Below are 26,235 nucleotides of genomic sequence, written 5' to 3'. Positions count from 1 at the left end.
GTTTTCTGATGGGAGTTCTAAGTGAGGTTCCACCTGACAAGCACATTCTTACAATTCGACGCGCCACTGATGCGATTGTAAAGCAGGCCAGAAAGATCGCTCCAGGGAGAACGTGGTCGATTTGCGAGTTGCTGCTCGACGAGGACGATCTTGAATGGCTACGTTCGTGGGCCGCGTCGCTCCACGAAGAGCAGGTCCGCGTCAACCTTCGATACCATGGGCGGCCGGCTGGTCTCGGGCTCTTGCTATTAACACTTGCTTCGGAATGGTGCCGTCGTTACGGACACGAACGAGGTATCTATGGCGTGTTCAATGAGTTTGAATGGGACGAGCTGGCACGAAAACGATTATTCACTCCTACGGGTTACCCGCAAATATCGGTGCGTGAGTCCATCGAGGAGGCGTGCAAAACTTACGGACTTCGGCATGCCTTTGATTCCCAAACGAACCAGCCGTGGTACCTGACGATCAAACTGCAATTCGGTTTTACGTTACTAGGTGCAAAAGATCAGCTAAATCACTGGTTAGCCGGTGTCTCTACGGAGGCTATCGATCTGCTTCTCTCAAACGAGTCCACATCAAAAGCAAAAGGAACCGTTGTCCGCTCCGATTCATTTGCAGATCTATGGAAGACGCTTCGAGACTTCCGAACAGGTGCTGTTCGTCGACCGACCGCGATGCGAGTGATCGCAGAATCACCATGGACTTTGGCAGCATGGGGAGACGAACTGCTTGACGCAGCACTGCGACCGGTAGGCAACTCCGTCACCGTTGCTTCATCTGCCTCACCAACAAGTGACGAACGGACTAGGCCCGCGGAAGATCTAGATCAGGATCCTGAGGTGCTGACAACACCGCGGATCGTTTGGCGTGACAATCAAGTTACGTGGGTTGCGAATTACGACTCTAAGTTTCTTTCGATGTTGGCTGAGGACTGCTATTTCATCAGTTTGGACGATGAGGGATTTGACGTTCTCCGAAAGCAACCTGACGGTTCTTACAGCAGCCTTTCGAGGGAGCTCCAGGTCTCGCTTCCTACTGACAGACGGCAAGTGCTAATTTCCGTTTCGGATGGAGGTGGCCGGGGTGTCACATCTCAACTGCTGGAACTCTTTAAACACGAAGATGATTTCCAGGCCTTCGGCACAAATGGCAAGAGCGTCTCGGTAGGCCAAATGGCGACTGAGCGTGGCTACACATTGCGATTGCCGATTGGATCCAAATTTGAGCCAGATGAAGATTTAGAGGCAAGATTCTTGTTGAACGAATCTTGGTGGGTTCAATTGCGGCCCGGTTGGTCCCAGACAGCAACGGTTCAGTTGCCTGGTGACCCCGTTGCGATGCCTGTTTTGCAAGAAAAGGACGAGCTAGTAGCGTCCTGGACTGAATCGGTGTCGTCTAGTGTTGAATTGTTGGCAGGAGGAACGCAGTTTCGGGTGCGACTACAGGTTCGCGATAGCGATGTCGAGGTACTTAGTCTTCGTGTCGACGGCAACGAAGGCCCAATTTACAGCCAACAAGTTGGATTGATAGTCAGTGGTCTCATTTCTGTTTCATCACTTGGCTATGAGGGTTCTACAAGAATCAGGATTCTGGCCAAGCGTCAAAACACGCGTGTTATCAATCGAGTAATACGCATCGAGCGTGAAGGCTTGGTGGTTTTACGAAAGGGGCGTTGGCAGACACATCAAGCTGAAAATGCAATTGATGCGACAAGAATGTCTCGTACTCAATCAGTAGTTATACCTGGGACCACAAATCGTGGTGAAGGATGGACTCTGATCGAGGGTTCTCGTCGAATCGCTTTATCACCCTGCAAGTCTCAACGAATGACCGATCTCGGTTGCCGTGGATGGCCTCTTCGCGTCACTGACCACGAGTTCAATCGAGTTGACTCGAGTTCCCTGCGAGTCCTTGCCGCGAATGTCATTGATCGCGGAATCGTTCAAGATGCTGCTCAACTTCCAGGGTCGCGATGTGTCCGGATTGAGTTATCTGATCGAATCGATCCAGGCAATGACCACCACTGCGTCTTATGGACTGAGTCAGGACGCTTGATTAATTTCGGTGCTGACGATATTCGCTGTGATCAGCTTTCGTGGGTAGTCGACCCTGCAAGCGTCGGCGTTGACTACGAAGATTTGGTCGTTGCCGCTGCCGTTGCTTATCGGGGCGTTCGTCTAGGAAGCTGGTGGACCGACGACTGGTGGCGACCAATCACGACAGTGGACAGCAGTGAAGCAGCGGCAATGGTTGCAAGTTGTTTGCGATGGTTTTATCTCCCACTGCGTCAACGCTCAAAATGCGTTGATGAACTGGTAAGTGATTTTGGAGCGGCGGTATTCGATCAGTGGTGTCAGTTTCAGCCAAGCAGCCAGGTTGGGCCAACAGCATCGCTCAATGAGCATCGAGAAACAGATCCCGTTTTCGCGTTCGACCTGCTTCGGCAAAATGAAGATGAACCCGGATGGTCAGCAACTGTGCGTTCTTTTCTGTCCATTTGGCAGCCAACGCCTGACGAAGCGAATCAGATCGCTCCAGACATCATGGAGACCGAGAGTGTTCATTCGCTGGAAAGTCTGGTCATGGGGTTGTCTACGACCATGCCATTCTTTGTTGGTAATTTTGTTTCAGCCTGGATGGAAGCTCAAGCAATTAAGAGCAATGAAGATCAACTACGAAGTTATCTATGTTCGCAGTTGTGCGATCCGTTAAAAAAACGAGCGGAAGACTTCTGCGATCAGTACCCGATCGAAGGTTCGCACCCGTTGGTTCCGTGGCTTCCGTTTGATGAAGCATATGTTGAGACACTGATTTCATACGCATCCCAGCCTACCTATTCGGGTTGCGGTGCCGGAAACTTTGAGGCATCTCACAATCAAAGTGAGCTTTGTCGATTGATCGCCGCGCAACTTGTTCACCCAGCCAAAAACGCTCGGTGTCAACAGACGGTTCATGCCCCCTGTAATCGTGATAAATAATGGCCCAGCTAGACGCACTTTCCCTCGTTGACCAACTTCGAGACCGACTCGTCGACTTTGGCGTCTCGCAAGCCTTCACTAGCGATCCAAACCTTTCTGACGCTATGCGTCGAGTCTGGGAGCAACCGGGTGTGGACGGTCTCGTTGGCGACATCTGGATCGAAGCATCTAGAGCGTCAAAATCTTGCGGGCGCTCGCTTCGTGACATCGCGTCGCAAGGCGACTTTGAGAGTCAATTGGCAGAGCATCTGGCAGACGTGGGAGCGTTGACTGACAAGATGAAGCTGTACCAGCACCAACTTGAATCCATACAGGCGTCGAATGAATCCAGCGATACAGAACGGCCTGCAATTGGTGTGACCGCCGGAACGGGTGGCGGTAAAACGGAGAGCTTTCTGTTACCAATGCTGAACCAGCTAGTCTCCAATCCGCGTCGAGAGCAAAGCGGTATCCGCGCGTTGATTCTGTATCCGATGAACGCGCTGGTAAATGACCAAGTCGAGCGACTTGAAAGATGGCTTTCAGGACAATCGCGGCTCAGTTTCTTTCACTTCACTAGCGAGACGCCTGAGAACGCACGAAAAGCAGACAATGAGGGAGCACTTCCGTCAGCACCGCACCGATTTCGCACACGTCAGCAGGCTCGAGGCAAGGAGGATGGCCTCGGAAACAAAACTGAAACCGGACCGCAGCCGGATATCTTAGTGACCAACTATTCGATGCTCGAGTACATGATGTGTCGTCCGCAAGATGCCGTGCTGCTCAGTTCAGCACTGGAAGTTGTAGTTCTCGATGAGGCTCACCTGTATGCGGGGACATTAGCTGCCGAGATCATGATGCTGCTCCGACGCATGATGCTGCGTTGCCGAGTCTCTTCAAATCAAGTACTCCAGATTGCGACCAGTGCAACACTCGGTGGTGACAAAGACGATCTACAAGACTTCATTTCTATGCTGTTCTCGAAGGAACGAGACTCGACGCAGATTATCCAAGGTAAGTTTGCGGATTTTGAGCTAGATAATCCTGTTCCAGTCAAACATGAAGTAGATGCGGAGAAGATCGCTGAGACTAATTGGCTCTCCAGTGGGACCATGACCATAGATTGTGGAGAGCAAGAACTGCTGGTTGACCAGGAAGCCAATCAAAGGCTTGCAGAGCAACTAGGCCTGATTGCCGACCAGGGCACAATCCGCGATGGCCTATCTAATTCCGCCGATACGCCCGCGATTCTGCTTTGGAACGTGTTGCCAAAATGTGAATTGATCCATCAAGTTGCCACGGCAATGTCGCGATCTTCCGTGCAGACACTTGACGAACTTTCGGAAGCGGTGTGGGGCAAACGGGATGATGTATGCAAGAAAGCGACAACCCAGATTTTGCGATTGGCTGCCTCTGCTCGCCTCTTGTCTGATCGCTTGCCGATCATTCCCCATCGTTTGCATTTGCAGGTTCGAGCTCCAGCCTCGATCTCAGCGTGCTTGTTCGCTGGGTGCCGTCAGCCTGGTTCAATCCCACTGCCACCGATCGGAAGCGTCACCACTGATCAGACCGGCACTTGCGAGAACTGCGAGTCTCCATCGTTTCCGATAGCCAGATGCTCCAACTGTGGATGCTGGGGAATCGGTGCAACGATTGAGCGAAATCGCCTGCGACCGGCCGTGGCCCGAGGCCTATCACCACAAATGACAGATCGCGTCATGATTCCGGTAGAGAACATTCAAGGTCAACATCAACCGGGAGTGCTTCATGTTGTCGATTCTTCAAGTGGCAGCCTGGCAGTAGCAAGCGGAAGCCGACTATTGGAGATTCAGCAATGTCCGCGTTGCGAGGAGCCTGTGTCCGAGTACCGATGGTTGTCGACCGTCGATTCACTGGCCCTTTCCATCGCAACCGAGACGCTGCTTTCTGAGTTACCCGCGATCCCCAGAGGTCGAACGTATCGGCCGGCAGAAGGGCGTCGACTTCTTACATTCAGTGACTCTCGGCAGGCTGCTGCGAGACTAGGTCCGCGACTTGCGACCCAGCACGAAACGCAAATGTTTCGGGCAATGCTGGCACGCCATGCTCAAGTATCACTCAGTAAGGGAACTCACCAAAAGCGAGTTGAACGTGAAATCGCCGAGCTGGAGAGCAAGCTCGCCGACAATTCATTGGACGCTGACGATCGCGACTATTACCAAAGCAAACTTGACGACGAGCAAGCCAAGCTGAGAGCCATGCTGGCAGGAGGAACCATTGCACAATGGCAGCGAGAGATCAGTAACGATCCGCAGATTGCACAATTCCTTGATCCTGAGATTGCGAAAGAGCAGCCTGAGACGATTGACGATGCATCGGGACAGCGTGCTTGGTCAACATTGGACTGGGAGAAGAACCTTGAACACGCGCGAATGCGCGTGCCTTACATGCTGGCGGCCGAATTAGCGCGGCCCACGCGTTCGCAGCCGAGTGCGGAAACGATTGGAATAGTCGCTGTAGCGTATCCTGGAATTGAATCACTGAAGCCTGATGATCGCTTTCTTGGTCGGTTGCCCAGCTGTGCGATTGAACCAATCGAAGGCTGTTACACTGACTTGTGCCATCTGATCTGTGACACGATTCGTTCATTGGGATGCGTCGATCTTGAGTCGGCTGAGCTGAACCAAGAAATAGCGAGGTATCGAACGCCCGTTGGCCGCTGGCTCACTAGCACATCGTCGGGGCGGGGACTTGAGAAACTTATCGGCCAATCACGTCAACAAACCAATGTTGATTTTGCTGCTCGCGTGCTGATCAATGCTGGCATTGGTGAAGACAGCGCTGAACAATTAGGAAAAGACCTGCTCGAGTCCGTCTTCCAGTCACTTCATGCCGCGGCAGGTCATCAACTGGATTGGCTTGAAACTGCCGAGAGACCTGCTGACGGCGGAGCTGAGGTTCCGGCTCTTCGGTTCAAGTTCTCACGTCTCGGGTTGAAGGCGATCGACCGAGCGTACGAGTGCGAATTGAACGGATGGATCTGGAGTCGAACTGCATTAAATTGCGTTCCTCAAAAGGGAACAGGTCCATTGCACCCGATCAAGCTCCTCGGTGATGGAGCGGGTGGAGATTCCAATTTGCGGCGATTTGATAGAGTCCGCCGCGATTATGTCGAACGCGAGGTATTCAAACGAGGTCTTTGGGCCGAAGAGCACTCGGCTCAACTTGCTCCACAGGAAACCAGGCGACTTCAGTCACTTTTCCGAGAAGGAGCCAGGAATCTACTCAGCTGCACAACCACGATGGAATTGGGGATCGACATCGGCGGTTTGACATCGGTGATGATGGGAAATGTTCCACCCGGAAAGGCGAACTACCTGCAACGCGCTGGTCGTGCGGGCCGCCGAAGCGATGGTTCTTCGGCGGTGATCACCTTCTGCCAGAGTCGTCCCTTTGAGCGTGCTGTCTTCTACAACTTCGGTCAGTATCTGACCAAAGATTTGCGTCGCCCCCGAGTGATCGTCGACCGTCCCAAGCTGGCGATGCGTCAGTTCGGTGCCTGGCTATTAGGAATGTTCTTTAGTGAAATTCGTGACCGGGGTGAGCGAACGGGCGCCATGGACGCTTTCGGTCACATGGGGAAGTTCTGTCGAGTTATGCAGCCAGCCAAGTGGCGTTCCAACCAGCGAAAGCCTGAGCCGTCTCGACCGTCGATGGTAGCACTCCCGGATGATGCGCCGTGGAATCGAAATCAACAGACCGTCGCGGATGCCTTCTTGGCTTACCTTGGCTGGGCTCGGGATTCAGCAGATGAACTGAAACTCTCAGCGATCGAACTGCTCGACCAGACTCCGCTGCACCGACGCGCGATGGAAGATTGGAATGGACTTGTTTCTGAACTAGAGCAAGTATTCAGCGATGCCGTGGAGGACTGGAACACAGACTACAGCAGCCTCCTGGCCGCTTGGCAATTGATCGAGGACGGCACAAGAGACAACCTGCGTCAAGCCAACGCGATCAATCGACAATTAGCGACCTTGGCAAGCGTGAGTGTAATTGAGTCGTTATCGAATCGACAGTTCTTGCCTCGATACGGTTTTCCTATCAACGTCCACCGTTTAGTGGTCCGTGTCTGGGATGACGAAGCCCGCCGCGTTCGTGAAGAAGAGCAGTATCGTCTTGAACGAGGCGGATTACTCGCTATGCGAGAGTATGTTCCTGGGGCGACATTAATGGTCGGTGGCCAATTCGTTCGTTCCCGAGGACTCAACCGATTGCCCTTTGCTGGCGATCAGTACGAGTCATTTGGTGAACGCAAAGAGACACGCACATGTCAGCACGGTCATTTCCATTTCCGACAGCTTTCACAAATCCCCGAGACATGTGATCGTTGCAATGAAGCCACGACGTGGAATGGACCCAAGCGACATGTTCTTTTACCTCGACACGGATTCAGCACAGCCGCGTGGGATGCACCGCAACGGGCGGGTAACATTACATCGTTGTTCAGTTGGAGCACGACACAAATCGACTGGGATCCGCGTGAGAATCGCACCGAAGAGGAAATTCGAGTTCCGGATTTTGCGGGAATTCCAGGCTTACTTGCCATCTATCGCGAAGACAGCAAGTTAGTTGTTCTCAACAGTGGCGAGTTCCAGAACGGATTTATTATCTGCACTCGCTGTGGATACGCCGAAAGTGAACGTCGTGGTGCACGTGCCGGTCAACCTCTGCCGGATTCGTTTCGCCGCCATCTGCCGCTTTGGATGATCGGAGGAGCCGCCGCCGACTACGGCTGTGTTCAAGCCGACGAAGCAACACCACTTCGGCAACAGGTCTTGGGTTCTACCGAACCAACCGACATGATGCGGTTAAGTTTTGCTCAAACAGCCCTTCCTAGCGGTGACCCAACATTCTTGACGACGCTACAGATGGCACTCCATCGGGCAGGCGCGGAACTCCTTCACCTTGACCCTCGTGAATTAGGTGCCAGCTTGGTGCCAGCTCAAGTTGGAGCACTCGATATTGTGGTCTATGACAATGTGCCGGGTGGTGCAGGGCACACTCGAGAGCTGATCGCGGATGGAGAGAACTGGTTTGCAGCTGCGAAGCAGTTGCTTCGCGGTACCCCCGAACACGACGCTCGATGCGAAACCGCATGCCTTGACTGTATTCTCGGTTTCGAGTCGCAGTCTGCGGTTGAAGCAGGCCAAGTGAATCGTCGCTTGGTCTTGGAGCGACTTCCGTAAACGGATCGCAGCCCGAAGTTTGCAAGTACGACCGCATCTTGACACCCAGTGAGACTCGATTGGCCGACGAACGAACCGCCGAAGTCGCTGACAACATGTCCGGCGACAAGCTATATCAGCAGCGTGCCCGACTTGCGCTGCCCTTATTGGTGCGATATGCCTTTGCTCAACGTGTCGTGACCTATGAGGAGCTCGCTCGGCAATTGGAGATGCCCAACGCACGAAACCTCAACTATGTGCTCGGCAGTATCGGTGTCACGCTCGCCGAATTGGGTGACCGATGGGTACAACCCATCCCTCGAATCGCATTGTTGGTCGTTAACAAGTCGACCGGGATGCCGGGTCGGGGCGTCGATGCGCTTCTGACTGAAAGCCTCGAGTCGTTAACCAAGCATCAGCGCGAAGCCCTTATCAATGAAACGCTCGCAACGGTTTTCGCATACACACATTGGCTGAAGGTTTTGGCGGAACTTGAGCTTCCTCCGCCACCCGCAATCCTTCCCGAGCTTGTCGAAGAAGCTCGTCGTCGTGGCGGCGGAGGCGAAAGTGAGCAGCATCGGTTGTTCAAGGAAGCAATTGCCGCGAACCCACGGCTTGTCGGGTTACCCGCATCGCTTAGCCCAGGCACGGTTGAGTTCGCTCTTCCGTCGGGTGACGTGGTCGACGTGATGTTTCGCAAGGGAAGTGTTTGGATCGCGGTCGAGGTGAAGTCGTCTATTTCCGATGGCGTCGATCTCACCAGGGGACTATTCCAGTGTGTGAAATACGACGCGGTACTCAAAGCATGGCGGTCAACGCAAAGCGAGTCCGCGGATATTCGCGTAATTCTTGCTCTTCAGTCTGCTCTGCCGACTGAACTCTTTGACTTGAAGAGCGCGTTAGGAATTGAGGTGGTCGATGAGATCGCCTTGAATCTTCACTAATCCCGCCAGCTTCGGATTCTGAACTCTGTATTTACCATTCTCTGACGATTCATGCCGCAAAAATTGCGGCCTTGATTATTCAAATCTCCAATCTTCTCTCACTACATTTTGGTTTCATCGCGGACAGCCTAGGCTTTTGTAGCTTTCCAACTCATCATGTGCCCTGCTAGCAGTTCGCTACAGGGTTCGATAGACTTTGACATGGTTTGTGTAGCTAACTTCCCATCCGGATGAACGCACATGGAAAAGTTGAGCGAATACGTGAAAGTTGCCGAGGCTGCCGAAATTCTCGGTGTAGCACAGGCGACTTTGCGGGCCTGGGCAGAAGACGGCAAGATCCCGATGCACAAAAATCCCGCCAATGGCTACCGCTTGTTTCGCCGTGCTGACCTGGAGCAGTTTTTGGCGGAAGTGGCAAAGCCGCTCAAACCAAGATAGCACGCACCTTCATACATTTGATTGATCTGCCGTAGGGCAACCTGGAGAATACACCTCGATGAAGACAGTCCGTGATGCCTGCAAGCTGCAGCCAAACGCTCTGAAGATCCAACTGAGCGACCAAATTGAGCAGCTCGACGAACTAATCAAGTCCGAAGGCGACGGCAGCGCGTTTTTTGACAAGACGTTCATCACCGAGGGGATGCAGGATTTGATCGGCGTGGGGATGTCTCGCTTGGCTGGCCAGTCCAGCGAAGCCATCTTCCACCTCAAGCAGGCCATGGGCGGCGGTAAAACGCACTTACTCGTTGGCTTTGGATTATTGGCGACGAATCCCGAGTTGCGTGCCAAATATTGCACCGACACGTCTGCCGCAAATGCATTCGCGTCTGCCAATGTTGCGGCGTTCAATGGCCGTAACAACCCGGACCATTTTTTCTGGGGAGAAATCGCTCAGCAACTCGACAAAGCGGAGACCTTCAATAAGTACTGGACCAACGGCCCCAAAGCGCCCGACGAGAAGGCTTGGCTGGAATTACTCGATGGCGACGATCCCGTATTGATTCTGCTCGATGAAATGCCACCGTACTTCCAGTACTACGACACGCAGAGCGTCGGTAACGGCACCGTCGCCGACATTGTCACCCGCGCGTTCGCCAATTTGCTGACTGCGGCTGGCAAAAAGAAGAACGTATGCATCGTCGTCTCCGACCTTGATGCCGCATACGACACCGGCGGAAAGTTGATCCAAAAAGCGCTCACCGATGCCCGCAATGAATTGGGGCGACAGGAACGCAGTATCACGCCGGTCGATTTATCCAACAACGAAATCTACGACATCCTTCGCAAACGCCTGTTCGCGTCGCTACCCGACATCGCGGAGATCGAGGATATCGCCGATGCGTTCGGACGCAAACTTGAAGAAGCCGCCAAGAGCAAGAGTGTCAATCGCGGAGCGGAAGCGATCGCCGATGAGATTTCCGCGACCTATCCGTTTCATCCGCAACTCAAGAACGTCATCGCACTGTTCAAAGAGAACGAAAACTTTCGTCAAACACGCGGCCTGATTGAGTTGGTCTCGCGTCTGTTGCGATCGGTTTGGGAACGCGACGCCAATGACGTCTTCCTGATCGGACCTCAGCACTTCGATCTTTCGATCAAGGAAGTTCGCGAGAAGTTGACCGAGATATCCGGCTTCCGCGATGTTATCGCCAAAGATCTTTGGGACAAGCAAAAATCCGCCCATGCTCAAATCATTGATTTGCAAAGCGGACAGGAATCGGCTTCGCAAGTGGGATCGCTATTGCTGACGGCCAGTCTTTCGACCGCAGTCAATTCCGTCAAAGGGTTGACTGTGGAGGAAATGGTCGAGTGCTTGATTTCGCCGCTGCGTGAACCGTCCGACTTTCGCAGCGCCTTTGATGAACTCGAAAAAATCGCTTGGTATCTGCACCACACCGGTGAAGGTCGCTTTTACTTCGATCGCCAAGAGAACCTGACCAAGCTATTGCAGAGTCTCGCTGAAAAGGCACCACAAAATCAAATTGATGCCCTGATCGACAAACGACTCAAGGAGATGTTCGCACCAACCCGAAAGACCGTTTACGACGATGTTTTGCCGTTGCCAAAACTTGAAGACGTCGCTGATCGTGTTCGCAAAGGACGTGTCCTGTTGATCGTTAGTCCAGACTCAAAAATCCCGCCCGAGGAAGTTCAAAAGTTCTTTGACGGACTTACTCGGAAGAACAATCTATGCATCCTCACCGGCGATAAATCGGCGATGGGAAGCATCGACAAAGCTGCACGCCAATTTTATGCCACCGGCGTCGCCGACAAACGTATCCCTGAGGGTCACCCGCAAAGAAAAGATCTCGAAGAAAAGCAGCAGTCTTACGAGCAAGATTTCAACAGCACCATTTTGAACCTATTCGACAAGGTGCTGTTTCCGATCCAGCGTAGTGGCCAGCAGCCAAAACTCGTCCACAAGCCACTCGAGTCTGCCCGCGACACCAGCAAGCCGTTCGATGGCGAAGAGCAAATCGAAAAGACGCTCACGTCCAACCCGATCAAACTGTTCCTTGATGTCGAAGCCGACTTTGATACCGTCCGAGATAAGGCCCAAGACCTGCTGTGGAACGACGGTCAAGACGAAGCACGTTGGGCCGACGTCGTCGAACGGTCAGCGGAGAAGTCCGGGATGTGCTGGCTCGTTCCCAAGGGGCTTGAAAGCCTCAAGATGATCGCGTGTAACCGCGGCCTGTGGGAAGACTTGGGCAATGGTTATGTGACCAAATCCCCAAAGAAGAAACGCACGTCCGCGCAAGTCACGCCCGAGAGCGGACCCGATGACGAAGGCAAAGTCAGGTTGCGTATTTCGGCTCTCAATGCTGGTCCCGCCGCTCGCATTCACTATGCCGAAGACGGCCCAGTGACCGAGAAGAGTCCCGTACTGAGCGATGCCTATTTCGAGACCAAGGCGTTGAAGCTGAACTTGCTCGTTGCCGACCCGTCCGGGCTGTACGAAACCGGTGACCCCGTTGAATGGCCCAACCAGCTTGTGTTGCGAACCGAAGAAATCGGATCGGGTCCGGGGCGCAAGATCGCCTTGTACGTCGCACCGCGTGGAACGATCCGTTACACCACCAACGGTAGCGAGCCACGGGAAGGGACACCGTACACCGAACCGTTTGCCATCGAGGACGGGGATGTGTTGGTACGCGCCTTTGCCGAAGTCGATGAATTCAAGGACATATCGGTCAAGAAAGATTTCAAGTTTCCCGCTGTTGGCAAAACGGGCGTACAGATTGATGACGTTAAGCCCGGCGTCATGATTTCCAAAACCGGTCGCAAGCTTGACTCGCGTAACAAAGTGTTCGATGGTCTGACGCGGGCCGCCGAAAAGAAAGTCACGTTTGAGGGCGTCCAGTTGACGATTGGGCAAGGCAACCAAGTCATCGGTGTCAACATCGGCGAGGTCGCTGTAGAAGCTGACTTTATCGAGGCGCTTTTGACTCAAGTATTAACGAAGTTCACTCCCGAGACGCCAGTGACGATGTCATTCCGCAAAGGTCATTTTTCATCGGGCCATGATTTGAAGGAATTTGCCGGCAAGTTAGGGATTGAATTGAAAACTGAAGACGTTGAGCAAGGATGAGTAAGAAAACCAAAACTGTTGATTTTGGCGCCCCCGATACTTTCGGGGCACACTTGTTTCGTGTCGAGATTCCGTCGTCACGCAACGAGTCGATTTTGATTGTCGAGGACTATGGTTATGGCGGGATGGAGAACGGATCGCCGCAAGACGAAGACCGCGTTCGTCTCAAACGACCAACTTGGTCCGCGATCACTGCGGCATCGCGAGCCGAGTTCAATACGCGCCTCAAAGCTGCAAAGGTGACGACGGGCCGCTGGCATTCGGGGACAAACCTGGTCGACCGCTTGCTCGGCAAGGAACTCTGTGTGTTGGCCTGGGCCGCCGAAACAGCAACCGCGGAACAACTGCCCGTGATCTGTGGCAAGTGGGCCGCCTTGCGGCCGGAAGAACGCTGGTGGTTATTTGCGATGACGGTCGCCGAAGCAGGACTGCCCGAGGACACTCAGCGTGGTTGGCGACGAGCGCTCTACCACGCGCTCTCTGATGGAGAAAAACCCAACCCAGCCAAGAAGCGTCGTCGCCCTGTCGAACGCACTCTGATGCCATTGTTCAAGGAAGCCGAATGAGCAACAAGATCGTCCCCTTTTCGTTGAAAGACGCACCATCGTTGATTGAAAAATTGTTCCCTGTGCAGAAGCTGTCGGCGGAGTCGTACAAGGAGCAAATGGCTCATATTGGAAAAACCTTGACGTCGCTGGGATCTTACTGGAAAGGTCGAAAGCCGCTGATTCTGAATCGAGCTTGCATCTTGGGATGTTTGATGCCGGCAACAGATAATCCCTCTCAAGACCTGATTGTTTTCGAGCAGCTCATGGCGATGGACATTGAATCGCTCGCCGCGCGTTGGAAGCGAGACCATCGACCCAAAGAGATATTGGAGAAGCTATCAATCAAAAACATTCGCGATTTTTTTATCGTTGAACCTGATGGCTCGCTACCGGAGTCCTCACCGATCGACTGGAGTGATGAAGCGTATGAAGGTGTAGCCGTTCAATGGCGAGACGACCTCTCTAAGTTAGACCAACGGAAGCTCTTGGTTAAAATGCTACCTGATGAAACCTACCGTGAGTTGGTGGCCCAGGTTAGCCGCCCAGAGGAAGTGGCGGAGATCGTCAATGACCACATTTGGGCTTCGGTCAATTCTCACCTCGGGACTAATGCGAACAGCTTTCAAGAAGTTGTTGAGCAACTCGGAGTCATGCGATTTGGCCATCGAGCTAATTTTGCCGATACGTTCGCCGGTTCGGGACAGATACCGTTTGAAGCAGCGAGAATCGGCTGCAATTCGTACGCATCGGATATCAACCCTATTGCGTGCATGCTGACGTGGGGGAATTTCAACATTGTTGGCTCCAAGTCCGAAGGGATACGCGATCTCGCGTCGAATCAAAAAACTCTCGTTAAAGATGTGCAACGTGAAATTGATCAGCTTGGAATTGAATCTGACGGTGACGGATGGAGTGCCAAGGTCTTTTTGTATTGCTTTGAAGTGCGTTGTCCGCAGACCGGATGGATGGTGCCACTTTTGCCGACACTGGTTGTAAGCGTTGGATACCATTCACGAGTTGATTTGATCCCCGATCCGAAAAACAAGCGATATGAAATTGAGGTTCGCGCTATACGTGACGCCGAAGACATGAAGGATGCAGCCATCGGGACTGTTCGCTCGGATGGGCGCGGAGCAGATCCCTATCTATCTCATTCCGTCGACGGAGTCGAACATCGCACAAAACTGTCAACTCTTCGCGGTGACTTTCGTGACGACAGCGGAGAGTCCGGAAACAAACTACGGAAATGGAATCGTTCAGATTTCGTTCCGCACAAAGATGACCTATATCAAGAACGGCTATTCGCAATTGAGTGGATGAAACCGAAGGCTAGCGGGCGGAGCTTTTACTACGAGTTTCGCAGCGTTACAAAAGATGACTTGCGACGAGAAAAGGTGGTCGAGGCTGAGGTTGCTAAACACCTTACAGAATGGCAATCCGAAGGTTTCATTCCTGATATGAAGATTGAGATCGGTGAGAAGACTTCCGAGCCGATTCGCACACGCGGATGGACTTATTGGCACCACTTATTCAACCCGCGTCAGTTGCTGCTGGGAATGATGGTACGAAGTCGCATTGGGCAAGATGCGCGTCTCGCGTTTGGTTTTTCGCAAATGATGAACGTCAACTCTCGTCTGAGCCGATGGAACAACACTCGCGGAGGCGGTGGGATCGTCAAGGGCGTCTTCGACAATCAAGCCTTGAACACTCTTTCCAATTATGGGTGCCGAGGGTTCAAGTACGCGGCTCCATTCTTAACTCAAAACTTTAAGAACTTTGCGTTCGTTGATGGCGTTTCAGTGACTGTCAATGCTCACCCGTGCGACCAGATCGACGGCATGCATGACATTTACGTCACTGACCCGCCGTATGGCGACGCGGTAAAATATGAGGAGATTCTCGAATTCTTCATCGCATGGCTGCGAAAGAATCCACCTGCCGAGTTTGCTGATTGGGTTTGGGATAGTCGGCGGTCGATGGCGATCAAAGGCGAAGACGAGGACTTTCGTCGTGGAATGGTTGCGGCCTACAAACGGATGACCGAGTGCATGCCCGATCACGGCATTCAAGTCATCATGTTCACTCACCAGTCCGGCTCGATCTGGGCCGACATGGCGAACATTGTCTGGGCCTCTGGGTTGCAGGTCACTGCCGCTTGGTATGTCGTAACCGAGACAGAAAGCGCGTTGCGGGATGGCAATAACGTCAAAGGAACAGTGCTGTTGGTCTGCCGCAAGCGACTCGGCAAGCACAAGACGACTCGCGATGAATTGGCTTGGGAAATCGAGGAAGAAGTGCAGTCGCAAGTTGAATCACTGACAGGACTGAACCAGCAAGCCAAAGGGTTATACCGCGATGAAAACGTGTTCGAGGATGCCGACATTCAGATGGCTGGTTACGCTGCCGCCCTACGTGTGCTGACGCGTTACTCGACGATCGACGGACGCGACATGGCCAGCGAATCTATCCGCCCCCGCGTCAAAGGTGAAATCACGTTCGTGGACGACTTGATCGGCTACGCAGTCAACACAGCTAATCAGTGCTTGGTCCCGCAAGGCGTCGCGAAATCGCACTGGGACAAACTGATGGGGGCGGAGCGATTTATCTTGAAGATGATCGACATGGAGGCTCGCGGCTTCAAGACGCTGGACAACTACCAGAACTTTGCCAAAGCTTTCAAGGTGCGTGACTTCCAAGCGTTCATGGCTAGTCGCCGCGCGAACTCGGCACGGCTCAAGAGCGCCGTCGAATTGGCACGATCAGAAATGGGCGAAGGATCGGAGCTGCATCAATCGGTTCTCCGTGCGGTCTTATACGCGGTCATGGAATTAACCGGCGATATAGAGGGCGATGATGTGCTGGCCCACCTGACGATGAACGTCCCGAATTGGTTTGGTGACATGAACCAACGAGAAATGGCTAGGGAGTTTGCCGACTACCTTGCCAAGCGGCTCGAAGAGGTTCGTCCTGAAGAAGCGGCCTCGGCGCGGGTGCTGCGTGATTTGATTCGGAACCAACGAATTGGATAACGCATGACTAACATCTCTCGCTTTTCATCGCGTCGCGAACGCTTGGATCATGCCTTTCTAGCTCAGCGTTTGCAAAACGCCAAGTCGTACAAACGGATCGCGGGCTATTTCCGCAGTTCGATCTTTGAGCTTGTCGGCGAACAAGTCGCTTCGATCCCCAAGGTGCAGATTATCTGCAACAGTGAACTGGACGCTGCCGATGTGGTCATCTCCAAACACGTTCGCGATACGGCGCTGAAGGAACGTTGGAATGAGGCGCCCTCAGAAGTCGAGGCGTTGTTGCATCGGGATCGTTATCGGCAATTGCACGAGCTACTGACCTCGGGTCGAGTGGAGATCCGAGTTGTCCCAAAGGACCGCGTCTTTATTCACGGCAAAGCGGGTGTGATTGAAGCAGGCGATGGATCAAAGACGTGTTTTCTGGGTTCGATCAATGAAACCAAAAGCGCGTTTGCCCACAACTATGAGATTCTTTGGGAGGATCGGTCAGACGAAGGCGTTGCGTGGGTGGAGGAAGAGTTCGACGCACTCTGGGAAGACTCCTTTGCGCTTCCGGATGCGATCATCGAGGAGGTGAAACGGGTTGCCGATCGTGTGGAGATCCGTTTCGAGGATGTAAAAACGAAAGAGTTGCCTGGCGCGGCACTGGCCGAAAGCCCGATCTATCGCGGTGGCGAACAGTTGCAGCCTTGGCAGCGATCGTTTGTGACGATGTTTTTGGAGCATCGTGAAATTTACGGGAAGGCGAGGTTGCTATTGGCCGACGAAGTCGGAGTTGGCAAGACGCTTTCGATGGCGGCCAGTGCGATGGTCGCAGCGCTTCTGGGCGACGGGCCGGTTCTGATTCTGTGCCCGTCCACGTTGACGCTACAGTGGCAGGTCGAGTTGCAGGACAAATTGGGCGTTCCAAGTGCGGTTTGGCTGTCTAACAAAAAGATGTGGGTCGATCCCAAAGGGCATTTGATCAAAACGCGTGGCGCGGAAGACATCCTGCGATGTCCGTTCCACATCGCGATCGTGTCGACCGGGTTGCTCGTTCAGCACACAAAGGAACGTCAACTGTTGCTGGAACGCAAGTACGGCACGTTGATCCTAGACGAGGCTCACAAGGCTCGGCGAAGCGGCGGCGTGGGTCCGAAAAGCGGACAGCCCAATAATTTGCTGGACTTCATGCTGAAGATCGGGCCTCGGGTTCGCAACATGGTGCTTGGAACAGCGACACCGATCCAAACCGAAGTACAGGAAGTTTGGGACTTGATGAGCATCCTGAATAAGGGTGCGGATTTTGTACTGGGGCGTGAACTTTATGGTCGATGGGCTGATTTCCAGCGATCATTGCCGGTCGTCAAAGGCGACAAGGTTCCGGACAACGAACAAGACGCTTGGGAATGGCTACGCAATCCACTGCCACCGGCGAAAGAAGATGCATTGTTCGCGACGCTTCGTTTAGGACTTGGTTTACCCGATTCCCAGTTTTTCACCGACCGTGGATTCGGATCGCTGGAGTATTTGGAACAACAAGCGGTTGGCCAGTCACTCGAGCCGGGATTCTTGCAACAACACAACCCAATCGTTCGCCACACTGTATTGCGACGCCGGCAAACGCTCGAAGAAGCCGGCTTGATGGAGAAGGTGGGCGTTGACATTCACCCCGATCCAGACGCTCCAGCGTCGTCGTATACCGGTGTTGGGTTTAGCGGCTTGGGCTTGATGACGAATCATCCATTCGACTTGGCTTACGAGGCCGCAGAGGCGTACACCGATGAACTAAAGAAACGAACCAAGGCGGCGGGGTTCATGAAGTCGCTGTTGTTGCAGCGTATTTGTTCCAGTTTTGCGTCAGGAGAATCGACTGCGCGAAAGTTGCTTCATAACGATGTCGCCGACAATGAAGAAGAAGAAGAACAGCCACTCTTGATTGAGCAAACTCTGCAAGACACGACTCCAGCCGAAATTCAACATCTCAAAACGATTGTTGAGGAGTTATCACGACCGGAAGCCCGCGATCCGAAGTTGGCGGCGATACGATATTTTCTCACCCAGCATCGCACCGAAGGGAAAACTTGGTTGGAACACGGGTGCATCGTCTTCAGCCAGTATTTCGATACGGCGTTTTCGGTCGCAAAAGAATTGGCAGCGGTACTTCCGAATGAACCGGTCGGTGTCTACGCGGGGACGGGCAAAAGCGGATTGTTCCGTAACGCGGATTTTGCGAGCGTTGAACGAGAGGAACTCAAGCACGCTGTGAAGAAGAGAGACCTTAGATTGCTTGTCGCGACGGACGCGGCTTGCGAGGGGCTAAACCTGCAAACACTCGGCACGTTGATCAATGTCGACTTACCTTGGAACCCATCCAGGTTGGAGCAGCGACTCGGTCGCATCAAACGGTTTAATCAGGCACGCCGAACCGTGGACATGCTGAATTTGGTTTACCACGACACACAAGACGAGCGTGTGTATCAAGTGCTGTCGCGTCGAATGAAAGATCGTTACGACATTTTTGGTGGGTTGCCTGACACCATCGACGACGATTGGATCGAGGATATCGAACAGCTCGAAGACAAGATGGACGAATACATTCACTTGCGAAAAAAAGCTCGTGATGTCTTCGAGATGCGATACCAAGACACGGTCGATGCCGACGCCAACCGTTGGGAGACCTGTTCGCGAGTCTTATCTCGCCACGATATCGTCGATCGTTTGTCCGAGCCCTGGTAAAGGATTAGTACAATGATTGATTGGGCAACTTGCACGACCGATGATCTTCTGCAAAGCATTCCGCCAGCCGAAGACGATCGCTGGGAGTTCAAGAGTGCGACGTTGCTTGAGGCGTCAAGTAAGAACGAGTTTTTGAAAGTGTTATCAAAACAGGTTTCGGCATTTGCCAATTCGGGTGGCGGCAACCTCGTCTTTGGACTGAGCGACCGCAAGAGCGTTGAGCCATGCGAGCAAACAGTTGGCAATCAGCCAATGAAGGACTATCTCGCAACGATGGTCGAGCAATCGGTGGAATATCCGCTACGACATTTTAGGATACATCGAATTCCGCTTACTGGTGATAACACGAATTCCATCTTTGTCATTGCAGTTGAAGACAGCCCTGCGGCACCTCACCAGGCAAAGTCTGACAAGCACTACTACTACCGAATTGACGGGCACACGAAGCCAGCACCCCATTTCCACGTTGAATTGCTTCGGCAGAGAGAAACTCGCGCCGTCTTAGAAATTCTACTTGTCGAATATCATGTTGAAAAGTTTCTCGGAACAGAGACGGGTATTGTTGAAATCTTGATGGTGCTTCATATCCGCAATGTCTCGTTTCAATCTGCGGCGAGCTGGGGTGTGCTTGTTGAACACACAAAGCAAGATGACTGCTGGGAAATCCGTACCACTGGGGAGCATTTCGATGAGACTCGATGTTTTCTGGGTTCGCCCACACCATTGCTGCCACAAGCATCAACGAAACTATGCATTCCACTACGCGGACGAGCTTACGACCAGTCAGGTGCGTTGCAGGCGATCAATAAGTTGTGGAAAAGCGTTGGGTTTTCGTTTCGCCCGGTGACGCAAAATCATGTCGGTCAGCCAGTTCGATTTGGCGATTGGCCGGATGGAATCAAGACGACTGTTGCCATGAATGAGTTTGAGAGACAAATCAGTTCTGTGTTACCGCAAGATTGACTTCCGAGAAAGAACATTACCATCCGACTATAACGACAAATACAACGACGCGGATTTACGCCAATGCTAATGCCGATGTTGAGCGAAGCCGACCCAACGGAATCGGCGGAGGGGTCGATTGATCCGTTGGGGATGTATCCGATTGCCGATGCGTTGGCGTCGCGGATGGTGCCGGGGGTGCGGGAGCGGCAAACGCATCCGCGATTCCTGACCACGATCGCGGCGTCGCTTTCATTGTGCAGTGTTTTTGATGAGGACACGGTTGCCGATGATGGGGTGAGCGAACCTTGGCAGGTGTTTGAATGGTACGTCGTCGAAGGGTTGGCTCGGGCAACGAACGATCCGAAGTTGCTGCGTGGCTTACCGGGACGTGATAAGGCGGACAAGGCCCGGGCCGATGGCGTGCCACTTTCGGAACGTCGTTACTTGAAGGGTGCCCGCACGTTCGGCTTTCACGGGATATATCGAGCGTTGGCAAAAGAGATCGGGATTGAAACGTCGGGCCGGCTTGGTGACGCGGGATATGAGGTGTTGCTGGCTTGGGAGACAGAGCAAGGGCTGCAGGGTTTTCTGGGCAATGGCGATGGGCCGGGACGTTCGCACCGTCAGCGATTGATTGACGGAATCACAGATGGCTTGAAGCACGGAGCAACGGCAAGAAAGACTTGGGGCGGTTTCTTTGCCGAGCACTTCGGGATCTATGGAGCTGAGATTCAAGAGTCGCAACAGATTCGACTTTCCATTGCAAAAGACGCTGGCAACAAGTCGGGCCTTGGACATCGTGGCGAAATCTTCGATTTGTTGACGTCCGAGGCTGGCCAGCAGGTTTGGTCGGTCCAAGTCGCGACTGACGATGCGTCGGAAAGACGATTTCATGAGTGGTTGATTGGAAACGCGAGTGTGCCGCTTGCTGAGCTGCTGACCGCGATTGCTGCATACGAGCGATTCAGTCGCTACCTGCAAGATGCGTGGGAAGAATCGCTTCGATTCATGGCTTTGCACAAGCAGCGTATCAAGACAAGCGAACTGGCAAGCTTGGCGTCGGTCGTGGAGGCGGCGACGATACTGCCGAAAGTGTATCCACAAGTTGTCGAGACCCTTTCGCCGCTCAACCTTGCGGATCGGTTCGCACGACAATTTGAAGTGTTCTCTGAGCCCAGCGATGCGAAAGACTGGGTAGAGCGTTTGCTTGCCTTCCACGTCAAAGTTCAAAAAGACAAACCGCCGGCGGGCAAGTTGCCGTGGCTGGATCGGTTTGATGATGGTTCGTTTCTGATTCGGCCAGGCTACATTCGCGAGTATTCGCCGCGTTGTGATGACGCCTATGTGCATGCCTACCGAACGAATTCGTTGTGGTCGTTCGCGAGTGATTTAGGGCTGGTTGTATAGATGGCAAAAAAGAAAGCTCTTCAGCCCGGTGTCGGCAAACTGCTCGATGCGTGGGTGCCGCCCGACGAGGCCGGTGATGCCATCGGCTGCATCGCAACATCGTTCACGTTCAACGCGGCGTTCTTTGAAGAAGAGTGCCTGGGTAGCTTCATCGGACTCGAAACCAATCCCACCGACGACGGGCCGGCGTATTTGATCGAGCGAGAAGACAAACTGGCCAAGTTGGCGTGCGCCGCGGTCCTGGTTGACGCCCATCATTGCCGCGGCACCCGCAGCCTGCGTTGGGATTTGATGCCGGCGCGATTGCCGGGCATCCAACACGCCAAAGTCACCTTGCTGGTTTGGTCCGGTTGGGTGCGGTTGATCATCGGCTCGGCGAACTTGACCGAGGATGGCTACCGTCGCAACTTGGAAGTGTTCGGAGTGCTGGACTATTTCGATGGCGGCGAGGCTCCGATTGGTTGCTTGACTGAAACGCTCGGGTTTCTTCGGCGAGCGTCGAGCTACAGTCGTCCGTCATCCGGTAGCGTCACTCCCGCTGCCAAGCGTTGGGACGACTTGATTGAACGGGTTGAAAAGGACTGCGCCGACTGGGGAGTTGCCGCCGCCGACTTGAAGCGGTCGGGTGTTCGCGTGCATCCGTTGTTCATCGAACCCAATCAGGGCAAGGCGAAATCTTGCTTTGCTCAATTGGTAAGCCTGTGGCCTGGATCATCACCGGCGTTATCCGCGGATGTGGTCAGCCCGTTCTTTGATCCGCCAGAAGCCGCGAATCAACCGGCGAGCGAGATTTGGGAGTTGCTGCGGAAGCGTGGCGAGGTGAGTGTTGGTTTTCATGTCACTGCCGAAGATTGTTTTGACGCGGCGTCGGTCGATGTCGGCAAGGTGTTGCTGCATGCGCCGGAATCGTTGACCAAGTCAGCACCACGCGATAGCGCGACGGTTGAAATGCTTCGCGTCATGCCGCCGGATGGCCGTCCGCTTCATGCCAAGGGAATCTGGCTCGAAGATGATCGCTGGTTGATTTACCAAATCGGGTCGAGCAATTTCACCAGCCCTGGAACGGGACTCGGCAAACGCTCCAATTTGGAGGCGAACTTGGTCTACGTGATCGACGGCAAGCGCGCGGCGAAGTCTCGTAAGGCTGCCGACCTAGCGTTTCCGAAAAGCGAATCGGTTGGCGAAGACGAGCAACGTTGGAAACCGCTGCCGAGCGAAGATGGCGAGGGAGACCTGTTGCAAAAGACGCTGCCGGTTTGTTTTGGCGATGCGGTGTTTTCGATTGACTCGAATGCCGGTCCGATCGTGACACTTGAGTTCACCAGCAGCCAAGTTCCCGCGTTCTCGATAGATGCCGAGGGCGTGAAGGGCGCTTGGTTTGATTCAGTGAGATGGGCGGCCAGCGGTTCGCCGATGCGGATGGAATTGCCGTGGTCGTTGTCTCGTCCGCCATCGGGTTTCGACGTGCGATTGGAATCCGACACGGCGACGTCGTGGTGGCCAGTGAACGTGGCTTCGCCGGACGCGTTGCCGCCACCGGACGAATTGAAGGATCTGCCGCTTGAGGTTTTGCTTGAAATACTTAGTTCAGCAAGACCGCCCCATGTGACTATTCGTCGGTTCTTAAAACAGCAGGCGAAGATAGATTCGGCGGGTAACGTGACGGCGGTTGATCCGCACAAAAGAGTCGATACGAGTGGCTTTCTGTTGCAACGCACCCGACGGCTATCATGGGCCTTGCGAACGATCCGCGAGCGGGTGCAACGCCCTGCGGCGACGGTGGAAATGCTGCGATGGCGGTTGCTCGGTCCGGTCGGTGTTTTGGGACTCGCCGACGCGATCATTCGGGAAGCGAAATCGCCAGACGAATCCAACTTCTTGTTGGCCGAATTGACATTGGAACTTTCCCGCGTGAAGGTGCAACACATGCTCGGATGCATCCCGCCCAAACAGCATCGCGAAGAGATCCAAAAAGTCATCGAAGCATTGCGAACGCGAGTAATGCATACCAACGAGGGCGGCCCTGTCAATTTGAATCAGTATGTTCAATCGGTGTTCGAGGCGGTGAAGTCATGAGTACGCTCTATCCGTTCCATCAATCTATCAACTTGCATGTCGAAGGCCGTATCTCAACACAGGATGCTGATCGCCAACGCGTTTGGGCGGAGGAAACTCTGAAACGATTAGCGAATCAGCCGGGGATGATCCTGGCCGATGAAGTGGGTACGGGGAAAACGTTCGTCGCACTCGCTGTGGCCGTTTCGACAGCCTTGGCCAATCAAGGCAATCGGCCGGTCGTGGTGATGGTGCCTTCGTCGCTCAAGGAAAAGTGGCCGGGTGACTTTTCATTGTTTTGCCAAGCGTGTTTGCCGAGCGAGGTTGCGGGTGGACTGCGATCAAAATTGGTCGAGAAAGGCGTCGATTTTCTGAAACTACTTGATGACTCACCAAGCGAACGATGCTCGTTAATCTTCATGACTCACGGAGCGATGAGTCGGGGATTGGATGATCCCTGGGTGACGTTGGCATTGATACAAAGAAGCCTGCATCGCCGCCGAAACATCGACGACTTGAAGCGAGCGATGGGGCGAAACCTCGGTGACTTGCTGCGAATGAAATGGCTCACCAATCGCGATGAAACGATCTGGAGCAAGCTACTTCAATCACCGCCGACGCGTTGGCGCAGATTATTAGAAGGTTTGGTTGAGTTGACTGACGATCCGGTTCCCGAGGCCATTACAGATGTTCTGCCGGACTTGGATTTATCGTTTGCATTTGAAGCCGTGCAGCAAATCCCGATCCGCCGAACGAAGCACTACCCTGAAAAAGTGGTCAAAGCAAGACAGGAGATCAAGAGTCGTCTGAGTGAAGTATGGAAAGAGTGTCTGGCTAAGTTCCATGACAGCCTGCCGTTGCTGATCCTCGACGAAGCCCACCACCTGAAGAACTCTGGCACACGGTTGGCATCGCTATTTCGTAGTGAAGATTCGCAGGCCGACGCGGTCGCGATGCAGGGAGCATTGGCTGGCGTGTTTGAACGCATGCTCTTTCTGACCGCGACACCGTTTCAGCTCGGACACGGTGAGCTATGCAACGTGATGGATCGGTTCGATGGCGTGAATTGGACGGGGCCGTCTGCACCTTCGATGGGACGCGACGGATACGCAGTCGCCAAGCAAACGCTGCGAACGAGTTTGGATCGAGCTCAGGAAACCGCCGTTGGTTTGGATCATGTTTGGGGAAAACTTCGAGAAGATGACTTGGTTATCGGCGACGACCGTTACGCGAGCGTTGAGCAGTGGTGGATGGCGGTTCAAGCGACTGACGATCTGGCTCCGTTGACCAGCGATGTCAAAGCAAGATTTGGGCAAGCAAAAACACGATTGAAGGAAACTGAAAGCCTGCTTCGCCCCTGGGTCCTGCGGCACATGAAGCTGCGATCACTGCCGGACTACCCGGATGTGCCACGCCGCGAAAGACGCTCTGGCAACGCAATCTCGTTGGATTCAACAACCAACGACGACACGGGCATCGCTGTTTCAGGTGAAGCGTTGCTGCCGTTCCTGCTTGCCTCTCGTGCATCGACATGCAATCCGGAATCGCGTCCGGTATTTGCGGAAGGCTTGGCGTCGAGCTACGAAGCGTTCTTGCATACGCGAAACAAAGAGGGCGAACGCTCCGTTGATGAGGACGACGATGACGGCGTGGTGATTGCGACCACCGACGATGCAGCCACCTGGTATCTGGATCACTTGGAAAAGCTCATTCCGCGGAACCGCGCCGCCCAGACGGAGCATCCGAAAGTGGATGCAACCGTCGCCCGCGTTCTCGACATTTGGAAACGTGGCGAGAAGGCCGTTGTGTTTTGCCACTACGTACAGACGGGTCGGGCGCTGCGTCGTTCAATATCTGCTGCGCTCGACGCGGAAATTCGACGAATGGGCTGCGAAAAACTCAATTGCGAGACAACCGACGTGAGCGCCGAGCTGAATCGAATTGGCAACACATTTTTTGACGCTGACCGTCCGTTACGCCAAGCGTGTGATACCGAGGTCATGCGACTCCTCAGCGAATTCCCTTCATTGAAAGATGATGCGGAATCATTGCTTGGGATCGTTCGACGCAACTTGCGAACGCCGTCTTTCCTGGTTCGTTTCTTCCCACTCGGTAGCGAGCTTGATGCAGTGCAGCAGATTCAGCACTCATTCGATGCAGTCGACTTGTCCGGAATTTCTCTGCGGCAAATTGTGATCGACTTTTTCTCATTCTTAACCAATCGCTGCAGTGACGAACAACGACGCAAATACGTCGACGCGGTTAATCGAATCCAAACAGGATCGCATTTTGGGGCCGACGTCGCCGACGCAAATGACGTCAATGAATACGAGGACGATGAATTGCAAGGCGACAAGGCAGAGCAGCTACTACCCAACGTTCGGTTAGTCAATGGACAGACGCGGTCGGAAACTCGCCAACGCCTGATGCTGACCTTCAACACGCCGTTCTATCCGGAGGTACTCGTGGCCAGCAGTGTGTTGTCCGAAGGAGTCGACCTACATTTGAATTGCCGATACATGATTCACCACGACCTGTGCTGGAACCCCAGCAATTTAGAACAGCGCACCGGCCGGATCGACCGAATCGGAGCGAAGGCGGAAAGAGCAGGGCAATCTATCCAGGTCTTCCTGCCGTTCATCGCAGAAACACAAGACGAAAAGATGTATCGAGTTGTGATGGATCGCGAGCGATGGTTCAACGTTGTGATGGGCGAAGACTACCGCATTGATGCGAAGACAACAGACAAGTTGGCTAGTCGCATTCCCTTTCCAGAGTCAGCCGCTCGCGAGCTTTCCTTCCGACTTGAAGCCTAGCTGAGACGGAACGT

The 26,235-nt window shown here is 53.7% G+C and carries 12 protein-coding genes; all 12 read left to right on the top strand.

Features of this window, described 5'->3' with window-relative positions:
* The first annotated feature begins 8 nt into the window (after positions 1-8).
* The 12 genes from Poly51_RS17460 (at position 9) to Poly51_RS17405 (ending at position 26,221) form a co-directional block, all read left to right on the top strand.
* Positions 9-2,981, top strand: coding sequence for a hypothetical protein (locus Poly51_RS17460; protein WP_146459053.1), 2,973 nt, complete (start codon positions 9-11; stop codon positions 2,979-2,981).
* The gene (locus Poly51_RS17455) at positions 2,981-8,188 is read left to right on the top strand and encodes a DEAD/DEAH box helicase (RefSeq protein WP_146459052.1); all 5,208 of its coding nucleotides are present in this window, start codon (positions 2,981-2,983) and stop codon (positions 8,186-8,188) included. Before Poly51_RS17460 ends, Poly51_RS17455 begins: the two co-directional genes overlap by 1 nt.
* Before the next feature lie 59 nt (positions 8,189-8,247).
* Positions 8,248-9,111, top strand: coding sequence for a hypothetical protein (locus tag Poly51_RS17450; RefSeq protein WP_222435881.1), 864 nt, complete (start codon positions 8,248-8,250; stop codon positions 9,109-9,111).
* Positions 9,112-9,351: 240 nt separating this feature from the next.
* Positions 9,352-9,549: a MerR family transcriptional regulator gene (locus Poly51_RS17445; RefSeq protein WP_146459051.1), complete on the top strand. Its 198-nt coding sequence runs from the start codon at positions 9,352-9,354 to the stop codon at positions 9,547-9,549.
* 58 nt (positions 9,550-9,607) lie between these two features.
* Positions 9,608-12,703: an anti-phage-associated DUF499 domain-containing protein gene (locus Poly51_RS17440; protein ID WP_146459050.1), complete on the top strand. Its 3,096-nt coding sequence runs from the start codon at positions 9,608-9,610 to the stop codon at positions 12,701-12,703.
* Positions 12,700-13,269, top strand: coding sequence for an anti-phage-associated DUF3780 domain-containing protein (locus tag Poly51_RS17435; RefSeq protein ID WP_146459049.1), 570 nt, complete (start codon positions 12,700-12,702; stop codon positions 13,267-13,269). The genes Poly51_RS17440 and Poly51_RS17435 overlap by 4 nt, the downstream gene beginning before the upstream one ends.
* On the top strand, positions 13,266-16,280 hold the full coding sequence (locus Poly51_RS17430; RefSeq protein WP_146459048.1) for an anti-phage-associated DUF1156 domain-containing protein: 3,015 nt from the start codon (positions 13,266-13,268) through the stop codon (positions 16,278-16,280). Before Poly51_RS17435 ends, Poly51_RS17430 begins: the two co-directional genes overlap by 4 nt.
* A 3-nt stretch (positions 16,281-16,283) precedes the next feature.
* On the top strand, positions 16,284-18,998 hold the full coding sequence (locus Poly51_RS17425) for a phospholipase D-like domain-containing anti-phage protein (protein ID WP_146459047.1): 2,715 nt from the start codon (positions 16,284-16,286) through the stop codon (positions 18,996-18,998).
* Positions 18,999-19,010: 12 nt separating this feature from the next.
* On the top strand, positions 19,011-19,961 hold the full coding sequence (locus tag Poly51_RS17420) for an ATP-binding protein (RefSeq protein ID WP_146459046.1): 951 nt from the start codon (positions 19,011-19,013) through the stop codon (positions 19,959-19,961).
* Between the two features lie 63 nt (positions 19,962-20,024).
* Positions 20,025-21,350: a hypothetical protein gene (locus Poly51_RS17415; RefSeq protein ID WP_146459045.1), complete on the top strand. Its 1,326-nt coding sequence runs from the start codon at positions 20,025-20,027 to the stop codon at positions 21,348-21,350.
* Entirely contained in the window at positions 21,351-23,426 is a 2,076-nt protein-coding gene (locus Poly51_RS17410) for a hypothetical protein (protein ID WP_146459044.1), read from the top strand.
* Positions 23,423-26,221 carry a helicase-related protein gene (locus Poly51_RS17405; RefSeq protein WP_222435880.1) on the top strand — a complete coding sequence of 933 codons (2,799 nt, stop codon included), beginning with the start codon at positions 23,423-23,425 and terminating at the stop codon, positions 26,219-26,221. Before Poly51_RS17410 ends, Poly51_RS17405 begins: the two co-directional genes overlap by 4 nt.
* Positions 26,222-26,235: the final 14 nt, after the last annotated feature.

The organism is Rubripirellula tenax, from assembly GCF_007860125.1.
Taxonomy (GTDB): Bacteria; Planctomycetota; Planctomycetia; order Pirellulales; family Pirellulaceae; genus Rubripirellula; species Rubripirellula tenax.
Note: the sequence above shows the minus strand (reverse complement) of the source record. Positions and strands in the feature narration are given on the sequence as shown.

Excerpts from the sequence above, each read along its gene's own strand:
- Poly51_RS17405 (WP_222435880.1), top strand. The coding sequence starts at position 23,423 with ATGAGTACGCTCTATCCGTTCCATCAATCTATCAACTTGCATGTCGAA.
- Poly51_RS17430 (WP_146459048.1), top strand. The coding sequence starts at position 13,266 with ATGAGCAACAAGATCGTCCCCTTTTCGTTGAAAGACGCACCATCGTTG.
- Poly51_RS17455 (WP_146459052.1), top strand. The coding sequence starts at position 2,981 with ATGGCCCAGCTAGACGCACTTTCCCTCGTTGACCAACTTCGAGACCGA.
- Poly51_RS17420 (WP_146459046.1), top strand. The coding sequence starts at position 19,011 with ATGATTGATTGGGCAACTTGCACGACCGATGATCTTCTGCAAAGCATT.
- Poly51_RS17440 (WP_146459050.1), top strand. The coding sequence starts at position 9,608 with ATGAAGACAGTCCGTGATGCCTGCAAGCTGCAGCCAAACGCTCTGAAG.
- Poly51_RS17425 (WP_146459047.1), top strand. The coding sequence starts at position 16,284 with ATGACTAACATCTCTCGCTTTTCATCGCGTCGCGAACGCTTGGATCAT.
- Poly51_RS17415 (WP_146459045.1), top strand. The coding sequence starts at position 20,025 with ATGCTAATGCCGATGTTGAGCGAAGCCGACCCAACGGAATCGGCGGAG.
- Poly51_RS17460 (WP_146459053.1), top strand. The coding sequence starts at position 9 with ATGGGAGTTCTAAGTGAGGTTCCACCTGACAAGCACATTCTTACAATT.
- Poly51_RS17435 (WP_146459049.1), top strand. The coding sequence starts at position 12,700 with ATGAGTAAGAAAACCAAAACTGTTGATTTTGGCGCCCCCGATACTTTC.
- Poly51_RS17445 (WP_146459051.1), top strand. The coding sequence starts at position 9,352 with ATGGAAAAGTTGAGCGAATACGTGAAAGTTGCCGAGGCTGCCGAAATT.
- Poly51_RS17410 (WP_146459044.1), top strand. The coding sequence starts at position 21,351 with ATGGCAAAAAAGAAAGCTCTTCAGCCCGGTGTCGGCAAACTGCTCGAT.